This window comes from Alistipes sp. (assembly GCF_020026455.1).
Classification (GTDB): Bacteria; Bacteroidota; Bacteroidia; order Bacteroidales; family Rikenellaceae; genus Alistipes.
In genome coordinates this window covers 109,547-133,208 of the sequence record NZ_JAHHQJ010000006.1, presented here as the reverse complement: position 1 = coordinate 133,208, position 23,662 = coordinate 109,547, and the positions used below count along the sequence as shown (strand labels likewise).

Here is a 23,662-nt window from a genome sequence, read left to right as displayed (position 1 = left end):
GTCGATTGTGTTTTATGCGTTCTGTGCGTCGAGCTGGCTCAGGGCGAAAGCGTATGCGCCGACCGAAATGGCCTGGCTTGCGCCGAGTTTCGAAATCGTGACTCCGATGCGTTTCTGCGGATCGTAGGCCACGTAGCGGTCCGTGCCGTAGACTTTCAGAGGCCGCTGTGCGCCCTTGGCAAATTCGCGGAACTCCGTCTCGTCGTCCAGGTCGTAAACCTTCATCTGCACGCGGTTCAGTTCGTCGCCGGCCATCGTGTGCATCTTACCGCGCAGCTCGTTCAAAAGGGCGGGCATGATGTATTTGCGGGCCGCAGTGATGCCGCCGCCGATGACGATCAGTCCGTCCACCAGCGTCACAGCCGTAGCCATGGCGTCGCCGGCGATCTCGCCCATTTCGGCAAAAGCCTTCTTCGCGGCCTCCCGGTCGCCTTCGCGCGTGCCGTCGGCGATTTCGCAGATCTCCTTCGGTTCGAGGCCGTGGTTCGGGTTGCCGGTCAGTTCGCCGTAGACCCGTTTCACGGCGCGGATCGATGCTCCGTCCTCGACGATGATTTCGGGCATCTTCTTGTGACGCAGACAGAACGTCTCGACGCACGAGTTGTCGCCGCGGTTCAGCCGGTTGTCGACCACAAGGCCCACGCCGAGTCCCGTGCCGAAGGTGTAGCCGACGAGGTTTTTGTATTTCTTCGGGCTTCCCAGCGCTTCGAGCCGGGCGTTGACCTCGGGCAGAGCACCTCCCAGCGCCTCGCCATAGGCAAACAGGTCGCCGTCGTTGTTGATGTATACCGGAATGCCGAATTTCGCTTCGAGGAACGGCCCCAGCGCCACGCCTTCGCGGAACGAGGGGAAGTTGGGCAGATAGCCACCGATGATGCCGTTCGGATAGTCAGCCGGGCCGGGGAATGCGAAACTGATGGCTACGGGTTTTTCGGGCAGACGGCCGATGACGGCCTGGAAGCCTTCGACGATCGTTGCGAGGCATTTGTCGAGGTTCTCCGCATGCGACGGGAGGGTGATCGGCTCCACGATGAATTTGTTGGCCTGCATGGCGCCGAAAACAAGGTTCGTGCCGCCGGCGTCGAGGGTGATGACCACCCGGTTGTCATGGCTGTACATATTGCGTAGTTTTGTTTGAATTGTCGGTGTAACTGCAGGCAAAGGTAGTAAAAATTCGAACGGGAGCAAATCCGAATTGCGGGAAAAAGGCCCGCGACCGCTGCCGCTTTTGGCTCCCTGGTCCCGATCCGTTGTTTTCGGGGCGGGTTTGCGCACGACGGAACCCCTCCTGCCGCACTCGCTTTTGTACATCCTGCCCCCTTTTTTCCGCCCGGAAGGGGAGCGTTGTTTCTTTTTATTGCGTTTTTAGATGCATTTTGCTATATTTGTTGCGAAAAAGAAAATTTAATCGATCCAAACGTAAAAAAGCATCCGATGAACTTCAAACGTCTGCTCCCTTTGCTGGTCGTTCCGCTGCTGCTGACGGCCTGCCCGTCGGGCGCCCGTCGGGCGAAAGACGCCCCAGATCCGAGTAGCCTGCCGCGCGAAATCCGCTCGGGCGAACAGGGCCCGTTCCACGTGCAGGGCATTGCCGTCGATCTCGAGCGCCGCTACATCTATTTCTCCTTCACGACCAAATTGCTGAAGATGGACTTCGCAGGCAACCTGATAGGCAGCGTGGACGGTCTGACGGGCCATCTGGGCTGTCTGACGATGAATCCTGCCGACGGTCGCGTGTACGGTTCGCTGGAATACAAGGACGATGCGATCGGCAAGGGCATCCGCAAGGTGCTCGACGCGGGGGCGGAGACGCCCGAAGCGGGTGCGGACCGGACGGGATTTTACGTCGCCATTTTCGACGTGGACCGCATCACGCGTCCGGACATGGATGCCGAGAAGGATCGTGTGATGACCACGGTCCATATCAAGGAGGCCGTCGACGACTATTTCGCAACGGTGGAGAACGGCGGACGGACAGTCAGGCATCGGTTCGGCTGTTCGGGCATCGACGGCGTGACCTTTGCGCCCCGGTTCGGAGCGCAGGAGGAAGGCGATTATCTCTATGTGGCCTATGGCATTTACGGCGATACCCTGCGCACGGACAACGATTACCAGGTGCTGCTCGCCTACGACACGAAGGACTGGAGGCGTTTCGAACGGCCGCTCGCCCAGGGGAGTCTGCATAAAAGCGGCCCGGAGGCGCCCGACCACAAGTATTTCGTTCGCACGGGCAATACCACGTGGGGGATCCAGAACCTGGCCTATGACCCTGCGTCGGGCAACTGCTATGCCGCGGTCTACAAGGGCCGTAAGTCGCAATTCCCGAACTGGTCGCTCTTTGTGATCGATGGCGGCAAGCCTGCCCGCAGGGAGCTGTTGGAGGGTTTCGATCGGCCTGTTGAGGGCGAGGTGCTCTCGCTGGTCTCCGCCGGGAAATCGGACGGCGGCATCTGCGGCTGGGATTTCAAATGGGGAGCCACGGGACTGTGTCCGCTCGGCGGCGGCTATTTCTACATTTCGCAGAATGCCCGTTCGAAGCAGACCGAACAGCAGAGCAGCACCGTTCGGCTCTATCGGTGGACCGGCGATGCGGATGCTCCCTTCCGGCCGGTTGAATAGCTCCCTTGCCTATTGTACCATTTGTACCATGCGCCCGGACGCTCCTGCGAGTGCCCGGGCATCTTTGTGTCGGCCGCATCGGGAGCCTTGGGCGGATGCTGCGGGGCGTTGTCGGACTACCCCCGGCTCCCCATGCTGTCGACCGACGGGTTGGTCATCACCACATCCTGCTCCAGCTGCCGTTTGGAGAGCGTTCCGTCCTCGGCTACTTGCGGGATCGGGCCTCCGTCGTTGAGGATGTCGTCGGGGGTGACTTGCGTTACGGTGGTTTTCGGCATCGGTTCCGAATGCCGGACGGCGGTCTTTCCCGCCCCTGTTTTGTCGGTCTGTTTCATGGCTTCCTTTTTGGCGGGAAGCCTTGCAAAAGCCATACCGTTTCCGGTGATGGCTGGAGGTCTTACGGCTCCGGGTTTTCGAAATCGAACCGCAACTGCACGCACTCCGGGCAGGCCTCCGGCGAGTTGCCGACTGTGAGTCCGATCAGCCGAATCCTGTGCCCGTGGAAATCCGTTGCGGCCAGCAACTCTTCCGACACGCGGCGGAGGGTCTCGGCCGAATCGACGGACGTGAATAGGGTTTTCGAGCGGGTTATCTGCCGGAAGTTCTCGAACTTGAGCTTCAGGACCACGGTCTTGCCCCGAAATTCATGATGCATCACCCGGTTCCAGACCTCTTCGCGCACGGCCGACAGCTCGAGCCGCAGCTGTTCCCGGTCGTCCGTGTCTTCGGCAAAGGTCGTCTCCGCGCCGAGCGACTTGCGGATCCGGTTCGGCGTGACCTCCCGCTCGTCGATGCCCCGGGCATAGCCGTAATAGCTGTGCCCGGCCTTCCCGAACTGCTGCACGAGCGCCGTTTCGTTCCAGAGCCGCAGGTCGGCTCCCGTGCGGATGCCAAGGCGGTGCATCTTTTCGGCCGTTACTTCGCCGATGCCGAAAAAGCGTTCGATGGGCAGCCCGGCCACGAACTCCTCGATCCGCTCCGGCGGGATCGTGAACAGCCCGTCGGGCTTCCGATAGTCGGAGGCGATCTTTGCCAGCATCTTGTTGACCGAGATTCCGGCCGAGGCCGTCAGTCCGGTTTCGGCGAGGATGCGGGCCTTGATTTCGCGGGCGATCAGCGTTGCCGAACGGACGTGGCTCACGTCGAGAAACGCTTCGTCGAGCGAGAGGGGCTCCACGAGTTCAGTGTATTCGCCGAAGATGGCGCGGATCTGTCGGGAGACGGACTTGTAGACCTCGAACCGCGCCGGGACGAAGATCAGCCCCGGACACAGCCGCTTCGCCAGCACGGACGAGAGCGCCGAATGAACCCCATAGGGGCGGGCTTCGTAGCTTGCCGTGGCGACGACTCCGCGCGGTCCGTCGTATCCGACGGCGATCGGACGGCCCCGGTATTTGGGGTGGTCGCGCTGCTCTACGGATGCGTAAAAGGCATCCATGTCGATATGGATAATCTTGCGTTGGGACATCGGGCGTTCGTCGGACGGGTGCAAAGATAATGCAAATTATTTCTTTTTACCGGCCGCGGCCGGCCTTTCGGTTCGGGCCGATTCGAAAGGTGCCCGGGCTTCCGGTCCTGCTTTTGGTTGGGCTTCCAGTTGGGCTTCCGGTCGGGGCGCCGGACCGTCTTGCCGGTTGAAAATCTCTTTCAGGATTGGGGGAATGCCGGCGGATTGCGTATCTTTGTCCCTGTTTATAGATCCTGATGAAAAATGGCAGACGATTATTTAGGCCGAAAAATGGAAGAGTATCTGGCCCGTTCGGCATCCGGACAGGCCAGTCGCAGGCCGCTGGTGACATTGAGCCGCCTGTTGCTGAAAAACCGCAGCCATCGCGGTTACGATCCCCGCTTCATTGTGCGCGACGACCAGCTTCGCCGCATTATCGGAGTTAACACCCGCATTCCCTCGGCGCGGAATCAGCAGGTCCTGCGCTTCCGGCCCGTCCTGGCGGACGAAGCACCCGCGGTCTTGGCTGAAATCCGCCTCGGAGGTGCTTTGCCCGAGCTCCATTTGCCGCTCCCGGGAACCGAACCGAATGCGTTCATCATCGTCTGCTCAACGGTCCCGGAAGATCGTTATGTCTCCATCGATTTGGGGATCTCGGCCCAGAGCATGCTGCTTCAGGCGGCCGAAATCGGGCTGAACGGCATCTGTATCGGAGCGTTTGACAAAGAGCGGATCCGGCAGAAATTCCATCTGGAGCTCGATCCGTTGCTGATCTTGGCCTTCGGCAAGGGCATTGAGAAAATCGAATTGGTGGAGATTTCCGAAAACGACGACCACCGTTATTTCCGCAAGGACGGCATCCACCATGTCCCCAAAGTCCGTGTCGAGGATCTGATTATCGGGTAACCCTCCCTCTCCCTCCTCCTCCCTCCCTCAAAAAGGGAAAGCCCCTTTTTGAGGGCCGTGCAATTAATCCAACGCTCTGATTTCACCCGCATCGCCGGCGTAGCAGGGCATCGTCTTGCCGATTCCGGCATTGATGTAGGTCGGGTCGCACATCACGTAGCGTTTGCCCCGAAAGTTGAAGGCATCGCCCGGGACATCTCCCCTGAAATTCACGGCACACGTGATGTGTGCCACGCCCTTGCTCCTTGAGGTGGCGGCAAAACTGACCGACACGACATCGAGCCCCGTGAGCTCACGCACCAACCACGAAAAGACGCCCACACGGTCCTTGCAGTTGTTCTGTTCGTAGAAGAACGACTCTTCGATGAAGAGTTGCTTCTGACGGCCGAACATCTCGTCGTCGGTGGCGTATTTGAATCCGTTCTGAACCAGGTTGAGCAGATAGCCCACCTGTTGGGTCTCGTTCATGCCGCTGATTTTGCGTCTGAGGGTCGAGAGTACCTGTGTCGCGAGTTGCGGTGATACGGTCTGACGATAGTAGACCTTGCCGTCGATAACGGGATAGTTCAGCTGGAGAGCGATGTTGCCTATCGGCAGCTCTGCCACGAACGGCTCCCCCAAAATGGCACTCCAACGCTTCACCTCCATGCGCTGACGGAGCCCGACATCCATCCCTCCGTCCATGGCCAGACTCAGCTGACGGTCGGCGTAGGAGAAATTGTTGTCGTAGGTGCGGTAGGATGAGCCGAGGTTGTGGCCGTAGCTGTAAATGTAGAACTTGCTGTTGTCCAGCACCAGATAGGGCACGGCATAGACCTGCTCCTTGAAGGGCAGCAGCAACACCAAACGCTCCTCATTGGCAGCCACCTGGGCCTTGAATTTGAGCTGCGAGAGCAGGAAGGCCTGCAGGGCGATGCGCTCGTTGTTCTGACGGTCGGTGTAGGCCTGTTCGCTTAACTTCTTGATCAGTTGATAGTAACCCCATCCGTTGAGGTGGTGGGCATCGGCATAGGCGGAGAGGTAGCGTACACAATCGTCGCTGTGGCTGCTCCATACGCCCCAGACGGCACTGAATCCCTTCTCGTCGCTCGATGTCAGACGGGGTGTCATCTCCTCCGACCAGGGGATGGTGAGGGAATCGCCAAAGAATTCGAGCGCGAGGGTGCGCCCCTTGTAGACCGGTGTCACGGGACGAGTGGCGGGCGGGGTGCTTTGGTCGGCAATCTCGCGGATCTCATCGGGTGTGGTGGTCGGCTCGGGCAGCGGTCGGGGTGAGGGTTGCTGCGGGGGCAGGGTCTGCGGCTCGGGCGGAATTACCGGCAGGGGAGCTGCATCGGCACTCTTGCGGTCGTAATGCTTCCACTGCTGTTTGAGATAGGCGGCAAAGTCGGCATTGGCCTTGGCTTTGAAGTCCTGATACTCCTTTTGGCGCTGCTCCTTGAATTGGTCATATTTCTTGCGCCACTGGCCGTAGTCCTGCGCCGGAGAGGGGGCAGCCACCAGTAGCAGGAGCAGCAGAATGATGTGGTTTTTCATGGTCTTCCGAAAATAAAGAGGAGCGGCACGCGCCCCATGTTTTTCTGGGGGAGGCGATGCCACTCCGTGTTGGTGTCGAAAATTTATTTCTTATTGGCACATTTGCTCATCTCCTCGTCAAAGACCTTCTTGAATTGCTCCTTGTCAAATTCCAGAAGCAGACGCTTGTCTTGCGCGAGGACTTCGGAAATCTTCTCTTCGAGCTTCTCCTTCGACATCTGGAGACAGGTGTGGCAGCGATAGTCGCCGTTGGCCAGACGGAATACCTTGATTCCGGCAATCTCCACGCCGTTCAACTGCTGGTCGATGACCGTGCGGGTCAGCTCCTTGTAGAGGGCTTCGTTGTCGTTCTGTTCGTGCACGGCTGCATTCTGACCGTAGTTCTCAATGACCGATTTCACCTCGTTCTGCACCAGAGCGGCAAGCTCCTGACGCGTGTTTTGCATGGCGATTTTCTTGGCCAGCGATATGTCGCGGCTGGTGCCCACTTGCGTGGCGCGCCAGAATTTGGCGTCGGTGTTGTATTGTGGCTCGCTGAGCGGAAGGGCGATCTCTGTCTCCCCCTCGGAGAGAGGGGCCTTCATGACCTTCTTGCTCGACGAGCAGCTTGAGAGAGAAAATACACACAGCAGACTTGCTGCCATCAAAAGGATTCTTTTCATAGTTTTACGGATGTTTTTTAGATGGGTTGCTATTCCAGGATACGGTAGGGTAGCGCGAAGCGTACCTCCTCGCTTTTTTGCGTGTTGGGGTTGTAGACCGTGAGTAGGCCGCGCATCAGCGGCGAGCGTCTCTTGCCGATGGTGAAGTCGCCCTCGGCAGTGAAGTAAAGACGGTGTGTGCCCTTGCCCTTGAACGATGCGTCGAGACCCTTCTCGATTCGGGCGTCGATGCCTGCCGCCTCAAGGCTCAGGGCGCGGACCTCAAACGGAGTGTCGTATTTGACGCGGAGGTCGATCCACCCTCCGATTTTCTTCAACTGTTTTTCGGCGGCAGGGGCTTCGGCTTCTTCGGGAGCAACCGTGTCCACGGCATCATGCGTTGCGGCGGTGTCGGGCTTTTCGGCTGCGGCCTTTTCATTTTCGAAAGCCTGCCCGGCGGCGGCATCTTCGTCCATCCGGGTGCGGATAACGATTTCGCCGAACGGAATGACCGCTATCTTGTTTTCGCGTACATCGAACGAGAATGCGTGCCTGACAGCCTGGGGACCGAAGCGGTAAATCAATCGTATGGAGTTTTCGTCACCGTCCAGACACTGCTCGTAGTTGTAGGTCACGCTGTACATCTTCTCCGCAACGGGCTTTATAACGATATCCGTGGCAAATTCCGACTGTATGACGGGCTGTTTCGAGGTGAGCACCCTGCGTCCGTTGATCGCGAAGTAGAAGAGATGCTCGCCCAACGAATTTTCGTAGGGAACCACCTCTATCGCCGAATAGAGTCCGAGATAATTGCGACGGAGAGCCACGGCCTCGTCGTGGCGGCGCGAGTCGAAGAAGTAGTTGACAAGGGGATTGAGGTCCGACAGTGCGCGGTCGATCTCCTCGATGTAAGCGAAGCGGTCGAAGTTGGCCTTCAATTCCAGATACTTGTCATACTGCTCCTTGTCCTGGCGCAGGAACTCGTCGATCAACTGATTCCGGCGTGCTGTCGGGAAGGGGTACTTCACATGACAGACATAGAACATCTCCTTGGAGCGTTTGTTCATGCGGTGCTCCCAGTAGATTTCGGCATCCGAGAGGGAGATGTCCGTGATGAAGGGCAGCTTGGCGGCCACGGTTTTCACCTCCGATTCATATTCGCGGAAGAAGTTGCTTGTTCCGTTGTACTCCTCGTTCTTGTCCGACAATTGCTCCGAGGAGCAGATGTTGACGCTCACGGCATTGACAATAGCCTGTCGAATGTCCGTAAAACATTGCTCACGGGCGGCATCGAGGGTCTTGTCCTGTGCCGAGACGATGATTTGCTCGGGCTGGGCTATGCCTGTCCATGCAGGAGATTTTTTCGAGCTGCGTTCGAGAATCTTTTCCTGTGCGGGGAGCGTCTGCATCGCCGCGAGGAGGGCGCAGCACAGTACAATCGATTTTTTCATGTCTTTATTGTTTGGCGTTCGTCACGAAATAGCTTGCTCCGAGCAGCACAATCACCAATATTCCGTTGAGGATGATGAGCAGGCTCTCTCCGGCGCCGAGCACTCCGAGCAGGATGTTGAGTCCGAGGAACAACACGAAGAAGACCCAGCCCAGAGTGTGGAGCAGCATCGAGGTGCGGGGGTATTCGGCCCACGAGATGCCCATACCCAGCACCAGGCTGAGCGTGCAGAGCAGACCTGTGCAGGCGATTAGGGGAGTCGATGCTCCGGCGGCGTGAAATCCGTAGCTGATGAGCGCACCGGAAAGAATCGAAAGAATGATGGTAAAAATATTGGCTTTCATGGTTAAAATTCAAATTTAGGTTTTGGGGGAGGACAGCTCGCAGGGTGTATGCTCAAATCCTTGACCTCGGCGGCACGTTGCCACTGCTCCATGCCCGATTTCCAGATGTAGGTTTCGGGGGTGATTCGTCGCTCGCGGATTTCGTAGATGAACTCCTTGAGGGAGAATGGTCCCGCCGGCTGCCCCTCCTTCCAGACGTAGATGTAGCGCAGACCGTCGGGGATGCGGAGTGTATCCTGCTCCTGTGGAGCTGGTTGCGGGCCGGGGTTGTTTCCTTGCGAAGCGACGGGTGCAGGCATGAAATTGGAGGTCATGACCTGTTGCATCAATCCCGCCATCGTGAGACCCATGGTCCATTCCATGACTCGCTCCCAATCAAAGTCCGATGCATCCATCATAAGGCTGACTCGTTTTGAAAATCGTTTGTTCTCTGTTTTTCTCTTGGTTTCCGGTTCCTGCCGGGATTCAGCCCCCCCCCCCTGCCTTTGGAGGAGTTTCTCCACAGGGAAAGCGGTCATCGTCCGCGGTCGGAATCGGCCGATTGTCCGTGTTGTTCATCATGGGGGGAGGAGTTTTCCGCCCCTCCCCATTGATGGACTACATGTTAATCGGGGGCGGAACCGTGCCGAACTCGTTGCTCAACTCGGGGAGCGACGCTGCGGCGGCCCATGCGGCCATGCCCTGTTTCCACACGTAGGTGGCAGGGCCGACCTGACGGTTGAGAATCATCTGGCGGAGCTGCTCCGAGGTGAAGGGTCCTGTCTGCGCTCCGTTCTCCGCCACAAAGTACAGTGTTTGCGGCATCGGGGGAGGTGGGGGAGGAGTGGCAGGGCCGCACGGAGGGGTCGGAATCCCTTGTGCGGCAGGCGATGCGACGGGCTGCCCCATGTTGTTCGGCTGGGCCTGTCCTGCGGGCATACCCATCGAAGTCTGCTGCTTCTGGATGTCCTGCATCATGTTGCCCATCATGTTGGCCATGTTGTTGCCCACGACGCCGCCCATCATTACGCCTGTCATCATGCCGGCCGGATTCATGCCTGCGTTGCTGCCGTCACCACCCAGATAACCGAGACTTTCGGCTGCCGTGCGTGCCACCTCGCCCTGGATGTTTATCTGGTGGGCGCGGATGTGTGCCTCCTGCTGTCCGAGCAGCTGTCCCTCACGGGCGATGCGGAGCATCTCCTCGTTGTGCTCGGCGGCGATGCGCTGCTTGTCGCGGATGTTGCGCATTTCGGCCTCGCTGGCTACGGCCGTCTGTGCCATCAGCTCCTTGTAGCCCATCGACGAGGTGTCGAGCATGATATCCGAGATGTCGATGCGGCGCACATCGATGGCAAAATCTGCTTTCAGCTGCTCCTTGAGCTTCTCCTCGACATATTCGCTGATCTGGTCGAGGTAACCCTCGATTTCGACCAGCGAGATGTTGTTCTCCTTGGTGGCTTTGGTGATGTAGGACTTGGCGTGACGGCGCAGGGCGTCGCGAATCTGCAACGAGAGGTCGTTCATGTCGTATTGCGCCATCTGATACTTGGCGATGAAGGCCTTGTAGTCGGCGATACTGAAGGTTAGCGACCCCTTGACCGATGCCGGCACAAATAGGGGGCGTTCGTTGGTCTCGATGGAGGTCAGCTGATTCACGGCCACGTGGCGGGCTTCCGAGAGGGTGACGTTCTCGATGAAGAACGGCAGGCGCAGAGTGCCCGAACGGTTGATGAAAAATACCTCGGCCTGAAAGGGCGACTGCCCCCCGAATGCCGCACCCACAATGGTGGTGAGCACCGGGAAGTTGGCCGTCTTGAGTACTTCGTCGTGGAAGCCCTCGATGAAATCCATTCCGCCCTCCTTTTCGTAGACGAATACGGCCACCTCGCCCTCTTTCACGCGGAGACGGCTGCCGTAACGTATGGCGTTCATTTTGCGGGAAGGCATACCCGCAGGTGTCCATTTCCAGATTAGATAGTCGGATTGGTCGCAACGGATGACATCCATGATGCCACCCTCTTTTTTACTTCCGAAGAGTCCCATATAATCAATCTGTTAGTAGTTTTTTGAGTTTCTTGTATTCTGATTTGTAGCGCAGCTGGCAACTCTCCACAAAGCGGCGTGCCTCCTGCACCTTGTTGTTTTGCCGGTAGTATTCTACAATTTGGCGGGCGCAGTCGTAGTCGCCGATGCGCTTCATGCAGAACTCCCTGAAGAAATCCTCCGCAGCAACGGCTTCCCCGGCTTCGAGAATCTTTTTGAGGAGCATGGTGCGCGGCGCCGCATCGTAATCGTCGTCGAGTCCCGATGTGCGGAACTTCTCGACGGCGTCTTGCCAGCCCTGAATGGCCGTTTCCGCATCGTATTCCCGGGCCGCGTTGCGAATGGAGTGCAGAACAGTCGACGAAGCGGCGAGAACACAGGCTGCGATGATAATCCAGTAGAGCGAGTGGCGGCGCGAGATGTTGCGGCGCGAGGTCTCGATGTCCGCGATTTGTGCCGTAATCTCCTCCAGCAGACGCGCCACCTCGCGGTTCTTGCCGAAGTCGCGGTTGGCGCTGCGGGCCAGCAGTTCAAAGTCGTTCTTCATCTTCGCAAATTGGCGGTCGGAGTAGGTGTTGCCCAACCGTCCCGCCAACCTCAGAATGATGACCACAAGGGTCCACACCGCGAAGATGATACTCAATATCCACAAGAGTCCCGCCTGGCTGACGACCGCCATGATGACGAGCAGCAACGTGAGGATCGGCAGCACGAAAATCGAGAGCCGGTTCATGCTCTTGAGGAACGAGGGGCGCGGAAGCCCCTTCATCTCGTGGAGCAGGTGTTCGAGACGGTTGATGGAGTCCGAAGCGTTATGGTTTTCATCTTCCAGCACGTATCCGCACACGGGGCAGACACGCGACAACAGCGGAAGTTCTTCTTTACATTTGGGGCATTTCATGGCTTGTGGATTTTATTGCAATTTGCCGAAAAGCCAACTCTGCAGCGAGTTGGTCGTAGAGTCCATCTGTGCCGAAGCCCTCTCCGATGCGCTTTTTTGCGAGGCTTCGAGCTGCTTCTTGCGCATCATCATCTCGTCGTCGTGCATCTTCTGCGCCATCTCGCGCTGCATTTCCATCTGCTCGAGACGGGCTGCCATCTCGGCCTGCTCCCTGGCATCGAGGGTCGCCTTGATGGTGTCGACCATCTTGCAGGCCTCGTCGAAGCGGCTGCTCATCGGGTCTACATAACCCAACTCCTCCAGAGCTCCCTCGTAGTCCTTCAAGACCATCTTGCTCTTGGCCGTCTGAAGCGATACGGTGGCGTACTTGTCGAGCATCTGGACGTAGGTGGCCGTCATCTTCTCCGCAATCATCGGATACTCCTCCACCGATTCGGGAATGGTGCCCAAAACGCCCAAAGCCTCCTCATACTCGCCGCGGTCGGCCAGCGATTGCGCCTTGGAGCAGAGAACGGGAACACGCGTCGCGTAGTAATCGACAATCTTCTCGCGTGCCTCGGTCATGAAACGGCGCAGGGCAGGCGTGCGGGGATTGATGTGGTTGATGGCACTGATGTAGGCGCGGTCGTTGGTGCGTCCTATGCCGCGTACACTGACCGCGGTCTGATTGACGATGACCTGCTCGGCAATGCCTACCACATAGAACGTCAATTCCAAATCGACGATGTATTGTGCAGGTACCGAGGCCGTGATCTGTTTGTCGGCAACCGTGGTGTTGACCGTCAGCACGAAATCATTCGACCTTGAGCCGAAATTGTTCTGCGTGGCCATTTGTAGCAGTTTGTTGTTCATCGAGTTGAGTGCGCCCTGCGGCAGGGCTACTTCCTCACACAGGTAGGGGGTGATGCAAATCTTACTTTCGGGTGCTTGGGCCGTTGCCGTAAGGACCGTTGTGAGAAGCACGAGGGCTCCGAAAAGTTTCTTCAGCATGATTTTAAGAATATTTTTGAAAAATCGGTGCAGAGGCCAATCTGATTGGCCTCCGCACTCCGGTTTTTCAGTGAGTTTTACTTACCTCCGAGGATCAGGATGGCGTGCCCCAACCCTTTGGAGATGAGTTTGGATTCCAAATTATATTTCTCCTTGAGCATTCTTTTGATTTTATTGGCCCAACGGCGTGCGTCCAGATCGCGTCCGCGCTCATCCACCAACGGAATGCGTACCTGGGTGAAGTTGAGCTTGTTCTGCGATGCATCGAGCGTGTACTTGTTGTTGGCGGTGGTTTCGGCTACCACATCCTCGATGAGGAAGCCCAGCTCCTCGCCGTCGAAATCACTCTCGAAGTCGTAACCGGCATCGTCCCAGCAGCGGCAGGTCAGACGCACCTCGCGACCGTTCTGCGACATGTCGTCGAAGAAGGCCATGAGCTGGTTGTTGAACGGCTCGATGTTGGCACCCACATTCTCGGCCAGATAGACCGGCAGGTCGAGCATCGAAGCAAATATTGCGGGACAGGTCCCCGAGCTTGCGGCAATCTGCTTTCCGGTGTAGGCGTCCTTGCCCTGGAGGTTGAAGCTCACCGACACCCGCGGCCCCATGTGGTTTTCCGACCAGGTCATCTGCATCCAGATGTCGGCCTTGGCCACACGGTTGAGCTGCTCCATGGGGGTCTCTGCCAACTCCGATCCCGTGTCTTTCGACGTGAGGACCATCATGTCGGTTTCCTCCTCCCTGATACTCTTGAGTGCAGCTTCGAGGTCGCTGAGCGGATAGCCGCGCTCGGCCATCAATTCACCGATTTTGCTGATGACCAGCAGCAGGTTGGGGTCGCTCTGGAGTGCACGTGCATAGTCGGGCACGCGCTCCGTCTGTCCCTGGTTGTCCACCTCGGTGTAGTAACCCTGCTGGATGCACCACACATCGCTCGGTACAACCATGATGGAGGGTTTCTTGCCCACGGCAACCTCGGTCAGGCGTTTGATGATACCCTCGTCCTCGAGCCGCTTTCTCAGGTCGGAGTACTGGACGGTGACATACACCCCCACCTTGTACTCCTTGCCCACCTTCATGACCGTGCCGGCCTTGCCTGCGCTGGTTACCGCAGCGTAACGGGCATATTCACCGTTGTCGGCAAAGAACTTCTCGAAGAAGGCGGCATACTGCTGCTCGACCATGGGCGAAGCCACCAGCGGAGCCAGAGCCTTGGTGCGTTTTGTGGGGTCGCTGTTGGCGGCCGCACCGCGGAAAATCAGGCCGTGAATGGCATTCTTGGTGGCTTGTCTTTGGGCGATGTCTACTTTTTTGGAGTAGCTCCATACCAACACCAATGCCGTGTTTTCCGAGCCTACGGCCTCGTTCTGAATGTCGTAACGCCAAGCTGCTGTCTGTTCGTTGGCTTTTTCAATTTTGCGCTGCTGTGCCGCAGCGAATGCCACGGGAAGCACCATCAGAGCAAGAATCAAAAAAAGTTTTTTCATGCTTTATTATTTTTTTGTTTTCATGCGGAGCAGCTGACCCTCATAGTACGCATTCTTGTCCTTGCCGGTGAGAATCGTCATGTCGTTTTCCGATGTGGAGACATTACCGCCCTTCAAGGTACTGAAGGTGTTGTCCCAAACGTGTTTCTTGTCCACGACCAGCTCGCCCTTCTTCTTGTAGTTGATGCGGGCGGTGCCGTTCTCGAGGGTGTCTATGCTCTTCTCCAAGACCTCGAATACCTCGCCGCCGGTCAGGCCGTCACGCGTACCGATGCGTGCCCCGTAGACGCGCTGCATCTTGCCCTTCTTGTCCTCAATCTCGCGGATGTAGAGCGGGGTCTTGGTCTTGAACTGGTCGTATTTGCGCTCGAATTTTGCCAATACCTCATCGACTGCATCGACGGCTGCCAGACGAATCAGCTCCTCCTCGCTCTTGTCGGTGAAGATTCCTGCCTTGGTGCGTACCCATGCGCGCTCGTTGCCGATGAACTGGAGCGATGCCAGATTGCTGGCTTCATATTTCTCGCGGTCGAACTCGCCGTTCTCGTTCCACAGGCTGTAGAACTCGTTGGTCAGCTCCTCGTTCCAACGCAGACGGAACAGGTAGGAATCGACAGTCACATAGTAACCGGCACCGACCGACGCCTTGATACCCATCTTGGCGATTTTGAGGCCCATGGCGCTCTGACCCGACGAATCCAACTGGGCCGCGGCCTCGAGGGGCAGCAGACGGTCGTCGATGACTCCGTCCTTGGGTTTGTAGCTGAAACGGGTAACGACAACGAAGGTGTTGCCCAACAACTCGTTGATGTCGCACTTTTCGCGCAAGAGCTTCTGATGCTGTGCCAGCGAAGCGTTGGCGATGTCGATCTCTGCGGCCGAAGCCTCCAGCAATCCGCGCTCCTCAATCAGCGCCTCGCTGTACTGACCCTGCTCGTCGAAGAACCATTTGTCGACGCACTGCTTGGCAATACCCTGTTCAATGATGAACTTGTTGGCCATACGTGCGGCGTTGAGCTGAATGACGGTATCGACGGTCTGGCTCATCTCTGCCATGATCAGGCGCAGGATCTGAGTCATGTTCTCGTTGTAGAAATTCTGCTTGGGAGCGGGTCCGCCGCTCTTGGCAAGTTCGTTGTACTGGTCGGTAGTGGTGCAGGCCAGGTTGAAGGCAGCCTCGTCCTGTGCGGTGAGCTGGAGCTGGTCGGGGTCCATGATGCGCACCTTGAGGTTGTGGTTGTTGTACTTGTTGTTCAACTCGGCATTGAGGAAAGCATCGCGCAGAATCTCTTTCTGGGGAACCGATGCGTCTTCCATCATCAGCATGCAGACCGAATTTCTCATGTACTTGTCCGTAACGACCTTCTTATCCAAATTTTGGGCTTGAACAAGATTCATGGTCATCAGTGTGGCCGATACGGCCAGTGCGCAATTGCGCAGGGGTTGTAGTTTCTTTAACATAATTTTAAGGGTTTAGATGTTTTTTAGACGTCTTTTTGATGGTTTCTTTTTTATGGGTTGACACAAATATATAAAATTCTCTCAATTCTGCACTATTTTTTTGCAATAAAATAGGTTAAAGCGTCGCGGGATCATATTTTGCGCGGCGCCCTACCATGTCTGAAGGTTTACTTGACTTTGTCTTGCATATAAAGTTCATAAATATTTGTCAAACAAGGCTAAAGAATAGATAAAATCCGAACCGACCATACCTTTGGGCCGCTACCTTGCCTCTCATCCCAAACTCAAGACATGAGGTGCTGATACGATTCTGCCTGCCATTGAGTTTACTTGCGGAAATTAGGATAGCGACAATAAAAACGCATGATGACCATCCTTGTGGAAATCAGCTCCCGGACAGACGAAATGCAGGGTCGACGGATGTTCACCCGGGTTTGTTGCACGGCCACCAAACACCAGTTTACAACCTTTTTACGTCGGCGTGGTGCCGTTCCAAATAATTCACGGATTGGGGATTACGGAACTTTGTGATGAAGACGGCAGCAGATCAGGGTGCAATGAAGGTTATCTGAAATGCGCTATTTGCGTGCAATTGACTGAGAATAAACCGGTCCCTTCTCGTTGCCCGTTATCCTCTATAACTAAGGTAACGACCCGATAAATCGAAGCGTTGCCTTGTTTTTAATTCCGAACGACGGGAGGGGCTTGGGGAGGTTGTCAGCTCCGGATTTTTTGGGGTTATCCGGCCGGCCGGAGCTGTTTATTCCGTCCGAACAAGCTCCTTCTGTCGTAAGTAAATCTGCATCGGGACTCCCGTAATCAAAAGCCCCTCCTGTCAAGGAGGGGTTTGGGGAGGTTGTCAGCTCCGGATTTTTCGGGATTTTCCGGCTGTCCGGAGCAATCCGTATCTGTCTGAATATGCTACTTCTGTCGGAAGTAAATCTGCATCGGGACTCCCGAAAAATCCCAGTGGTCGCGCATGTTGTTTTCGAGGAAGCGGCGGTAGGGCTCCTTGATGTACTGCGGCAGGTTGACGAAGAAGGCGAACTGCGGCGTCGGTGTCGGGAGCTGGGTCGCATACTTGATTTTGATGTACTTGCCCTTGGTTGCGGGGGGCGGGTAGTTCTCGATCAGCGGCAGCATGTACTCGTTGAGCTCCGAGGTCGGGATGCGGCGCTTGCGCGACTGGTGGACGCGGATGGCGGTCTGCAGGACGTCGAGGATGCGCTGCTTGTTGAGCACCGAGGTGAAGATGATCGGAATGTCGTTGAACGGGGCGAGTTTCTTCCGGAGGAACTCGATCCACTCCTTCATCGTATTGCTGTCCTTCTCGATCAGGTCCCATTTGTTGACCACGATCACACATCCCTTGCGGTTGCGGACGATCAGGTTGTGGATGTTCAGGTCCTGCGATTCGAGCCCCTGCTGGGCGTCGATCATCAGGATGCAGACGTCCGAGTTTTCGATGGCGCGTATCGAGCGCATCACCGAGTAGAATTCGAGATCCTCCATCGTCTTGCCCTTCTTGCGCATGCCGGCCGTGTCGACGAGGTAGAAATCCATGCCGAACTTGTTGTAGCGGGTATGGATCGAGTCGCGGGTGGTCCCGGCTATGGAGGTCACGATGTTGCGCTCCTCGCCCAGCAGGGCGTTCGTGAGCGACGACTTGCCGACGTTGGGGCGCCCCACGATGGTGATGTGGGGCAGGTCCTCGTCCTCCTCGGATGTCGTTTCTTCGGGCAGAGCCTCCAGAATGGCGTCCATCAGGTCGCCCGTGCCGCTTCCCGACATCGACGAGATGCAGTAGGGATCGCCCAGGCCCAGGGAGTAGAACTCGTGCGAGGAGTAGATCTGGTCGTTGTTGTCGACCTTGTTGCAGACGAGGATCACCTTCTTCGAGGTGCGGCGCAGGATGTCGGCCATCAGCATGTCGAGGTCGGTGATGCCGGTGCGCACCTCCACGAGGAAGAGTATCACGTCGGCCTCGTCGATGGCCAGCATGACCTGACGGCGTATGTCGTCCTCGAAAATATCCTCCGAATTGACGGTGTACCCGCCCGTGTCGATGATGGAAAACTCCTTGCCGTTCCAGTCGGTCTTGCCGTAATGGCGGTCGCGGGTGGTTCCGGCCGTCGCGTCGACGATAGCCTTCCGTTCGCCCACGAGGCGGTTGAAGAGGGTGCTTTTGCCGACGTTCGGACGGCCCACTATTGCTACAAGGCTCATAATATTTTGTTTTATCTCTTTCTTGTTTTGTTGTCTGCTTCTGTTCCGGGATGCGGGCGACCGATGTCGCGGTCTTTGGCCACGTTCACGGGGCCGGTTCCTTCCCGGACCTCTCCCGGAGGAGGGTCCGTGGCGCTTTGTGCCCGGAATGGTGCCGGGATTTATTTGCAAAGATAGCGCAAATCCGCGAGCGGGAAAATTTTTTCGCGTATTTTACACTTCGGGGCGTCAGATATAGCGGCTTTCGGTGTCGCCCGCCTGCACGGGGTAGAGCAGTACGGAGCTGTATCCGGAGAAGAATTGTTCGAGGTAGGCCGGGATGCGGCTCATCACGGGGTTGTAGGAGACGCGGTCGCGGCGGCTCATGACGAACCAGAGGCAGTCGTCGGCGCGGATGTCGTGTTCGAGCGACGGCAGGTCGTCCCACTGTGCGAAGGGCACGAAGTCGATGTTCGCCGGGTGGTTGCGGCCCTTGGGACGAAGGTATTGCAGCGTCGCCTCCGGGGCGAATACGACGATTCGGGCCCCCGAGTTTTCGGCCAGACGACGGATGCGGAGCTGCCACATCTGGAATCCCGCCTCCTGCTCGGCCTTTTCGGGGACGACGATCAGGTGGCGCTTGATGGTGTTCAGCGGCTGCACGGGGTGGTAGATGAAGGTCGTGACGTTGCTCTGCGCCAGGACGTCGGCGGCCATCTTGCCGATGCCGGGCCAGGGAGCCCCGGGGATGCCGGTCAGTCCCGCCACGGCCGGGGAGGCGTGGTGCATGCCCATCACGATGTCGGTGATGTTGCGTTCGCGGACCACGCTGACGATGGCGTTCGAGATGTTGACGTCGTAGCGCATCAGTTCCTGCAGGTAGATGTCGCCCGCGGCGGCGGCCGTCGCTGCGGCGTCGAGGATTTTCTGGGCGCGTTTCTCGACATTCGGGTCCTCCACCCGGTTGTCGATGGCGTGCAGGGCATAGAGCCCGTTGGGTTCCTTGGCGCGCTTGAGCATCGAACTCAGCCATACCAGTTCGTCGGCCGTGCGTTCGTCGGCCACAGGGATCAGAATGTGTTCCTCCCGGCGCGACTGCCTGTCTTCGGAGTCCTGCGAGCTGCGCATGGCGATGTTGTGGGCGCCGCGCTGCGTGGCGAAGGTCGACACGGTGCAGGTGGCCAGAATCATCAGGATCGTGCCGTTGAGCACGCTCTCGCTCAGGAGACGGATCGGTTCGCCGTTGGGCGTGTGTCCCAGGATGATGTTGTAGCCGACCATCACGGCGGCCAGCGTCGCGGCCACGTGGGCCGAGCTGAGGCCGAAGATGACGGTCCGCTGGTCGGGCGAGAGGCGGAAGGTCTTCTGCGTGAGCCATGCGGCGACGAACTTGGCCACCGTGATCAGCACGATCATGATGGCCGCCACTTCGAGGCTCTCCCAGCCGCGGAAGAAGGCGCGGTAGTCGATCAGCATGCCTACGCCGATCAGGAAGAAGGGGATGAAGATGGCGTTGCCGACGAACTCGATGCGGTTCATCAGCGGCGAGGTGCGGGGAATCAGGCGGTTGAGTGCAAGTCCCGAGAGGAATGCGCCGATGATCGGTTCCAGTCCGGCCAGATGGGCGAGGTAGGCTCCGAGGAAGACCATCGCCAACACGAAAATGTACTGCGAGACGTTGTCGCTGACCTGCTTGAAGAACCAGTGGGCCAGCAGCGGGAAGAGGAAGACGATGATGGCGATGCAGAGCGAGACGGAGCCTGCGAGCCGCCACCAGAACATGTCGTCGACGTTGCCCGTGGCCATGCCGACGATCACGGTGAGCAGCAGCAGGGCCAGCGTGTCGGTGATGACCGTGCCGCCGACGGCGATCGTGACGGCCTTGTCGCGGGCTATGCCCAGTTTGCTGACGATGGGGTAGGCGATGAGCGTCTGCGAGGCAAACAGCCCTGCGAGCAGGATCGACGAATAGATCGGGAATCCGAGGATGTAATAGCCGGCCAGGATGCCGAAGATCAGCGGGACGCAGAAGGTGTAGCCTCCGAAGACGAGGCTGCGCCAACTGTTGTGGCGGAAATCGGACATGTCCATGTCCAGCCCCGAGAGGAACATGATGTATAGCAGTCCGGCCGTACCCGAGAGGATGATGCTGCTGTCGCGCAGCACGAGGTTGAGCCCGTGGGGGCCGATCACGGCGCCTGCGATGATCAGCCCCAGCAGATAGGGGATTTTGAGTTTGTTCAGCAGAAGCGGAGCCGCGAGGATGATGACCAGGATCAGCAGGAATTTCAGGATCGGGTCCTCGAGCGGCAGCGTCAGGTTTATGTGTGCGAAAAGCAGCATGGGTGCGTGTTGTTTTTGTGGCTGGGGCACATGAAGGCCGGAGGCGCAAAACCGAATCCAACGCGGTTGTGCGGGGCGTTCCGACGGATAAAGGTGCCGTTGCGACACCAAATATAATAAAATCCGCGGTTCCCGCCAAACGCCGCGGGCGTTTTCGCGCGCTACGGACCGATCTGTCGGCTTGTCGGCCGCTTTTTCGCGGGCTGCGGCTCTGTGGGCGGGTTTTGCGGCGGTCCCGCGGCGACTACGGGGGCCTTGCGGTTGGGCTTTGCGGTTTCTGCGGCGGCATCTTCGCTCTGTTCCAATGGATGGGCCCTGCGGCGGGCAGGCGGTTCGGGCCGGCCCGTTGCGGCGATAGGCTTTGCCGCCGTTGCGTATCTCGCACGTTTTTTGTTTATTGGGCCGTGTCTGCCGCGCGGCGAAGCGGGGCGATTGTGAAATAATCGCCGCCGGAAACACGATTTTTGCGGAAAAAAATGTAACTTTGAAAAATTTGGAACCCGAAAATACGTCTCGGATGAGTATAGACAAAGTAGACAAACGATTGCTCGGCCCCGTGCTCGGAGGCTTCTTCATCATGGGCTTCTGCGATATGGTGGCCCCGATCACGGGCCGCATCGCGGCCGAATTTCCGCCCGAACAGCAGGCTGCCGTGAGTTTCCTGCCGACGATGGTTTTCCTGTGGTTTCTGGTGCTCTCGACTCCGGTTGCGGCGCTGATGAACCGCTGGGGCCGCAAGGCTACGGCGCTTCTGGGCTACGGATTCACCGTCGCGGGGCTGATGCTTCCCTATGCTGCCGGCGCGGAGTGTGCCCTGGGTTGGTATTTCGCGGGATTCGGCCTGCTGGGCATCGGCAACACGGCGATCCAGGTGGCCGTCAACCCCCTGCTGGCGACCATCGTCCCCGGCGAGCGGATGACCAGCTACCTCACCGTCGGGCAGATCTTCCGCAATACGTCGCTTCTGCTGCTGGCGCCCATCGTCACGGGGCTGATCGCCGCGACGGGTTCGTGGCGGCTCCTGCTGCCGATCTACGCGGCCCTCACGGTTGCCGGGGGTGTCTGGCTCCAGCTGACGGCGGTTCCGGAACCCGCGCAGGCGGGGCGTGTTGCCGGGTTGTCCGACTGCTTCCGTCTGTTGAAAAACAAGGTCGTGCTGCTCTCCGTGCTGGGCGTGGCGTGCTTTATCGCCGCCGACGTGGGTGTCGGCTTCCTGTCGGTGCGGCTGATCGACAACCCCTCGTCGATCCTCACCACCACGGGCTTCTACGCCTGCCGCATCGTCGGGACACTGGTCGGCGCATGGGTGCTGGTGAAGGTTTCCGACGTGAAATACCTGACCTGGAACATGACCGGGGCGCTGGCGCTGTGCGCGGCGCTGCTGTTCGTGCGCAACGAGGCTGCGATCTACGCCGCCGTGGGAGTGCTGGGCTTCGCCATGGCATGCGTCTTCGCCACGTTCTACGCCGTGGCCACCAAGGCCGTGCCGGAGCATGCCAACGAGGTGGCCGGGCTGATGATCATGGCCATTGCGGCCGGGGCGGTTTCGGGCCCCGTCTGCGGGGCGATCATCCGCGCCTGGGGCAACCCGCACCTGGGCATGCTCTTCGTCGCCGCGTGTGTGGCCTACATGCTCTGGGCCTCCGTCAAATTGAGAAAAAGGAATTAAAATTGAATGATATGATGCAGCGAAAAATTCTGCTAACCGTTTTTCTGACGCTTGTTGCGGCGGTTGCCGTCGCACAACGGCCCCGCGCCCGGGTGGAGTGGGGCGTGATCGGGGGTATCAACATCCCCGACTATTCGACCAACATGAAGAGCACCGACGTGAAGGACAAGCTGGGCTGGCAGGCCGGTATCACGACGGCCATCAACCTCGGAGCCTTTGCCATCGAGCCGCAGATACTCTACGTCCGCCAAGGGCTCCGCATCCGTCCCGAGGGCGAGCCCGAGGTCAACCTCAAGTCCAACTCGATCGACGTTCCGGTGCTGGCGTCGCTGCGGCTGCTGAATCCCGTGCGGATCTATGTCGGCCCGGTCTTCACGGTGATGAACGACTGCAAGCAGAAGTCGGGCGGCGACCTGCTGGACTTCGGCCGCGTGCGTCCCTCGGTGTCGTACACCGTGGGTGCGGGCATCGTGCTGATGCGCCACCTGCTGATCGACCTGCGCTACAACGGTCAGTTCCGCTCAAAACACGATGTGGTGCTGCCCGACGGGCGGCAGCTCGACAAACTCCGTACATACAACGTGGCGCTCAGCTTCGGCTATTTATTCTGATCGGTCTATGACGGAAGCTGTCGGAAAGGAAATCACGCTCGAAGGTGTCGATCCCCGCGAATTATACGGGGCGCAGAACGTCTACCTCGAGCAGATCAAATCGCTGCACCCCACGCTGAAGATCGTTGCGCGCGGACAGTCGCTCAAGGTCCTCGGGCCGGAGGCCGACACGCAGCGCTTCGCCAAACGCATGGAGGGGCTTGCGGCCTACTACCTCAAGTACGGGCACGTCTCGGCCGAGGTCATCGAGCAGAGCTTCGCGGGCGGCATCGCGCCGGACGACGCTCCGGTCGACAAGGATGTGATCGTCTACGGCAACAACGGCACAATCGTCCGCGCCCGGACCGTCAACCAGCAGCGGCTCGTCAAACTCTACGACCGGAACGACCTGCTGTTCGCCGTGGGTCCCGCGGGCTCGGGCAAGACCTATACGGCCATTGCACTGGCCGTCCGTGCGCTGAAGGAGCGGCAGGTGAAGCGCATCATCCTCACGCGTCCGGCCGTCGAGGCGGGCGAGAAGCTGGGATTCCTGCCCGGCGACTTGAAGGAGAAACTCGACCCCTACCTGCAACCGCTCTACGACGCGCTGAATGACATGATCCCGCCGGCCAAGCTCCAGAAGTACCTCGAGGAGGGGACCGTGCAGATCGCCCCGCTGGCCTACATGCGCGGCCGCACGCTGGACAACGCCTTCGTCATTCTGGACGAGGCGCAGAACACCACTCTGTCGCAGATCAAGATGTTCCTGACGCGCATGGGCCGCAATGCGCGGTTCATCGTCACGGGCGATGTGACGCAGATCGATCTGCCGCGCAAGTCGGACAGCGGTCTGGTGCGCACGATGGAGATCCTGCGGGGAGTCGACGGCATCGGCATCGTGGAGTTCGACAAACGCGACATCGTTCGCCATCCGCTCGTGAAACACATCGTCGAGGCGTTTGACCGGGGAACCGAAACGGAAGGGACCGGGGAGCATTGACCCCCGCCGTGCTCCGGGACGGAGCGGCCGTTTCCCTTTCCGGTGAAC

At 58.5% G+C, this 23,662-nt stretch carries 20 protein-coding genes; 5 read left to right on the top strand and 15 right to left on the bottom strand.

Translation table 11 applies throughout. The annotated features are described in order from the left end of the window. Positions 1 to 12: 12 nt before the first annotated feature. A complete protein-coding gene (locus QZ460_RS05305; protein ID WP_290540544.1) occupies positions 13 to 1,119 on the bottom strand; it encodes an ROK family protein in 1,107 nt (368 codons plus the stop codon). Between the two features lie 315 nt (positions 1,120 to 1,434). Here QZ460_RS05305 and QZ460_RS05300 point away from each other — a divergent pair, with 315 nt between their 5' ends. After that, a complete protein-coding gene (locus QZ460_RS05300; protein WP_290540543.1) occupies positions 1,435 to 2,619 on the top strand; it encodes a hypothetical protein in 1,185 nt (394 codons plus the stop codon). A gap of 116 nt (positions 2,620 to 2,735) precedes the next feature. Here the strand turns inward: QZ460_RS05300 and QZ460_RS05295 are convergent, their stop codons facing one another. Beyond that, positions 2,736 to 2,954, bottom strand: coding sequence for a hypothetical protein (locus QZ460_RS05295; RefSeq protein ID WP_290540542.1), 219 nt, complete (start codon positions 2,952 to 2,954; stop codon positions 2,736 to 2,738). Positions 2,955 to 3,016: 62 nt separating this feature from the next. Further along, complete coding sequence (gene dinB, locus QZ460_RS05290; RefSeq protein WP_290540541.1) at positions 3,017 to 4,087, bottom strand: DNA polymerase IV; 1,071 nt, start codon at positions 4,085 to 4,087, stop codon at positions 3,017 to 3,019. Positions 4,088 to 4,330: 243 nt separating this feature from the next. On the opposite strand from dinB, the gene QZ460_RS05285 reads away from it, so the two are divergent. Next, positions 4,331 to 4,972, top strand: coding sequence for a nitroreductase family protein (locus tag QZ460_RS05285; protein ID WP_290540540.1), 642 nt, complete (start codon positions 4,331 to 4,333; stop codon positions 4,970 to 4,972). 63 nt (positions 4,973 to 5,035) lie between these two features. On the opposite strand, the gene QZ460_RS05280 is transcribed toward QZ460_RS05285, so the two are convergent. The 12 genes from QZ460_RS05280 to QZ460_RS05225 form a co-directional block, all read right to left on the bottom strand. Further along, entirely contained in the window at positions 5,036 to 6,508 is a 1,473-nt protein-coding gene (locus QZ460_RS05280; RefSeq protein WP_290540539.1) for a hypothetical protein, read from the bottom strand. An 83-nt stretch (positions 6,509 to 6,591) separates the two neighbouring features. Continuing rightward, on the bottom strand, positions 6,592 to 7,170 hold the full coding sequence (locus tag QZ460_RS05275; protein WP_290540538.1) for a hypothetical protein: 579 nt from the start codon (positions 7,168 to 7,170) through the stop codon (positions 6,592 to 6,594). A gap of 29 nt (positions 7,171 to 7,199) precedes the next feature. Further along, positions 7,200 to 8,600: a hypothetical protein gene (locus QZ460_RS05270; protein ID WP_290540537.1), complete on the bottom strand. Its 1,401-nt coding sequence runs from the start codon at positions 8,598 to 8,600 to the stop codon at positions 7,200 to 7,202. Positions 8,601 to 8,604: 4 nt separating this feature from the next. Continuing rightward, positions 8,605 to 8,943, bottom strand: a complete 339-nt coding sequence (locus QZ460_RS05265) for a hypothetical protein (protein WP_290540536.1) — start codon at positions 8,941 to 8,943, stop codon at positions 8,605 to 8,607. A gap of 2 nt (positions 8,944 to 8,945) precedes the next feature. After that, complete coding sequence (locus QZ460_RS05260) at positions 8,946 to 9,341, bottom strand: DUF4339 domain-containing protein (RefSeq protein ID WP_290540535.1); 396 nt, start codon at positions 9,339 to 9,341, stop codon at positions 8,946 to 8,948. A 199-nt stretch (positions 9,342 to 9,540) separates the two neighbouring features. Next, positions 9,541 to 10,932, bottom strand: a complete 1,392-nt coding sequence (locus QZ460_RS05255; protein ID WP_290540534.1) for an SPFH domain-containing protein — start codon at positions 10,930 to 10,932, stop codon at positions 9,541 to 9,543. 40 nt (positions 10,933 to 10,972) lie between these two features. Beyond that, positions 10,973 to 11,869: a hypothetical protein gene (locus tag QZ460_RS05250; protein ID WP_290540533.1), complete on the bottom strand. Its 897-nt coding sequence runs from the start codon at positions 11,867 to 11,869 to the stop codon at positions 10,973 to 10,975. A gap of 12 nt (positions 11,870 to 11,881) precedes the next feature. Further along, positions 11,882 to 12,859, bottom strand: a complete 978-nt coding sequence (locus tag QZ460_RS05245; protein WP_290540532.1) for a hypothetical protein — start codon at positions 12,857 to 12,859, stop codon at positions 11,882 to 11,884. Positions 12,860 to 12,936: 77 nt separating this feature from the next. Then, positions 12,937 to 14,346 (bottom strand): DUF6175 family protein, encoded by a 1,410-nt coding sequence (locus QZ460_RS05240; RefSeq protein ID WP_290540531.1) that lies wholly within the window; start codon positions 14,344 to 14,346, stop codon positions 12,937 to 12,939. Between the two features lie 6 nt (positions 14,347 to 14,352). Beyond that, a complete protein-coding gene (locus QZ460_RS05235) occupies positions 14,353 to 15,807 on the bottom strand; it encodes a hypothetical protein (RefSeq protein ID WP_290540530.1) in 1,455 nt (484 codons plus the stop codon). A 921-nt stretch (positions 15,808 to 16,728) separates the two neighbouring features. Continuing rightward, the gene (gene der / locus QZ460_RS05230; RefSeq protein ID WP_290540561.1) at positions 16,729 to 18,036 is read right to left on the bottom strand and encodes a ribosome biogenesis GTPase Der; all 1,308 of its coding nucleotides are present in this window, start codon (positions 18,034 to 18,036) and stop codon (positions 16,729 to 16,731) included. A gap of 225 nt (positions 18,037 to 18,261) precedes the next feature. Next, positions 18,262 to 20,355 carry a cation:proton antiporter gene (locus tag QZ460_RS05225; RefSeq protein WP_290540529.1) on the bottom strand — a complete coding sequence of 698 codons (2,094 nt, stop codon included), beginning with the start codon at positions 20,353 to 20,355 and terminating at the stop codon, positions 18,262 to 18,264. A 517-nt stretch (positions 20,356 to 20,872) separates the two neighbouring features. Between QZ460_RS05225 and QZ460_RS05220 the strand changes: the two genes are divergently transcribed. The 3 genes from QZ460_RS05220 to QZ460_RS05210 are packed head-to-tail and all read left to right on the top strand — an operon-like array spanning position 20,873 to position 23,614. Beyond that, entirely contained in the window at positions 20,873 to 22,024 is a 1,152-nt protein-coding gene (locus QZ460_RS05220) for an MFS transporter (RefSeq protein ID WP_290540528.1), read from the top strand. A gap of 14 nt (positions 22,025 to 22,038) precedes the next feature. Continuing rightward, positions 22,039 to 22,635, top strand: a complete 597-nt coding sequence (locus QZ460_RS05215; protein ID WP_366934988.1) for a porin family protein — start codon at positions 22,039 to 22,041, stop codon at positions 22,633 to 22,635. Between the two features lie 7 nt (positions 22,636 to 22,642). Beyond that, positions 22,643 to 23,614: a PhoH family protein gene (locus tag QZ460_RS05210; protein WP_290540526.1), complete on the top strand. Its 972-nt coding sequence runs from the start codon at positions 22,643 to 22,645 to the stop codon at positions 23,612 to 23,614. The last annotated feature ends 48 nt before the right edge of the window (positions 23,615 to 23,662 follow it).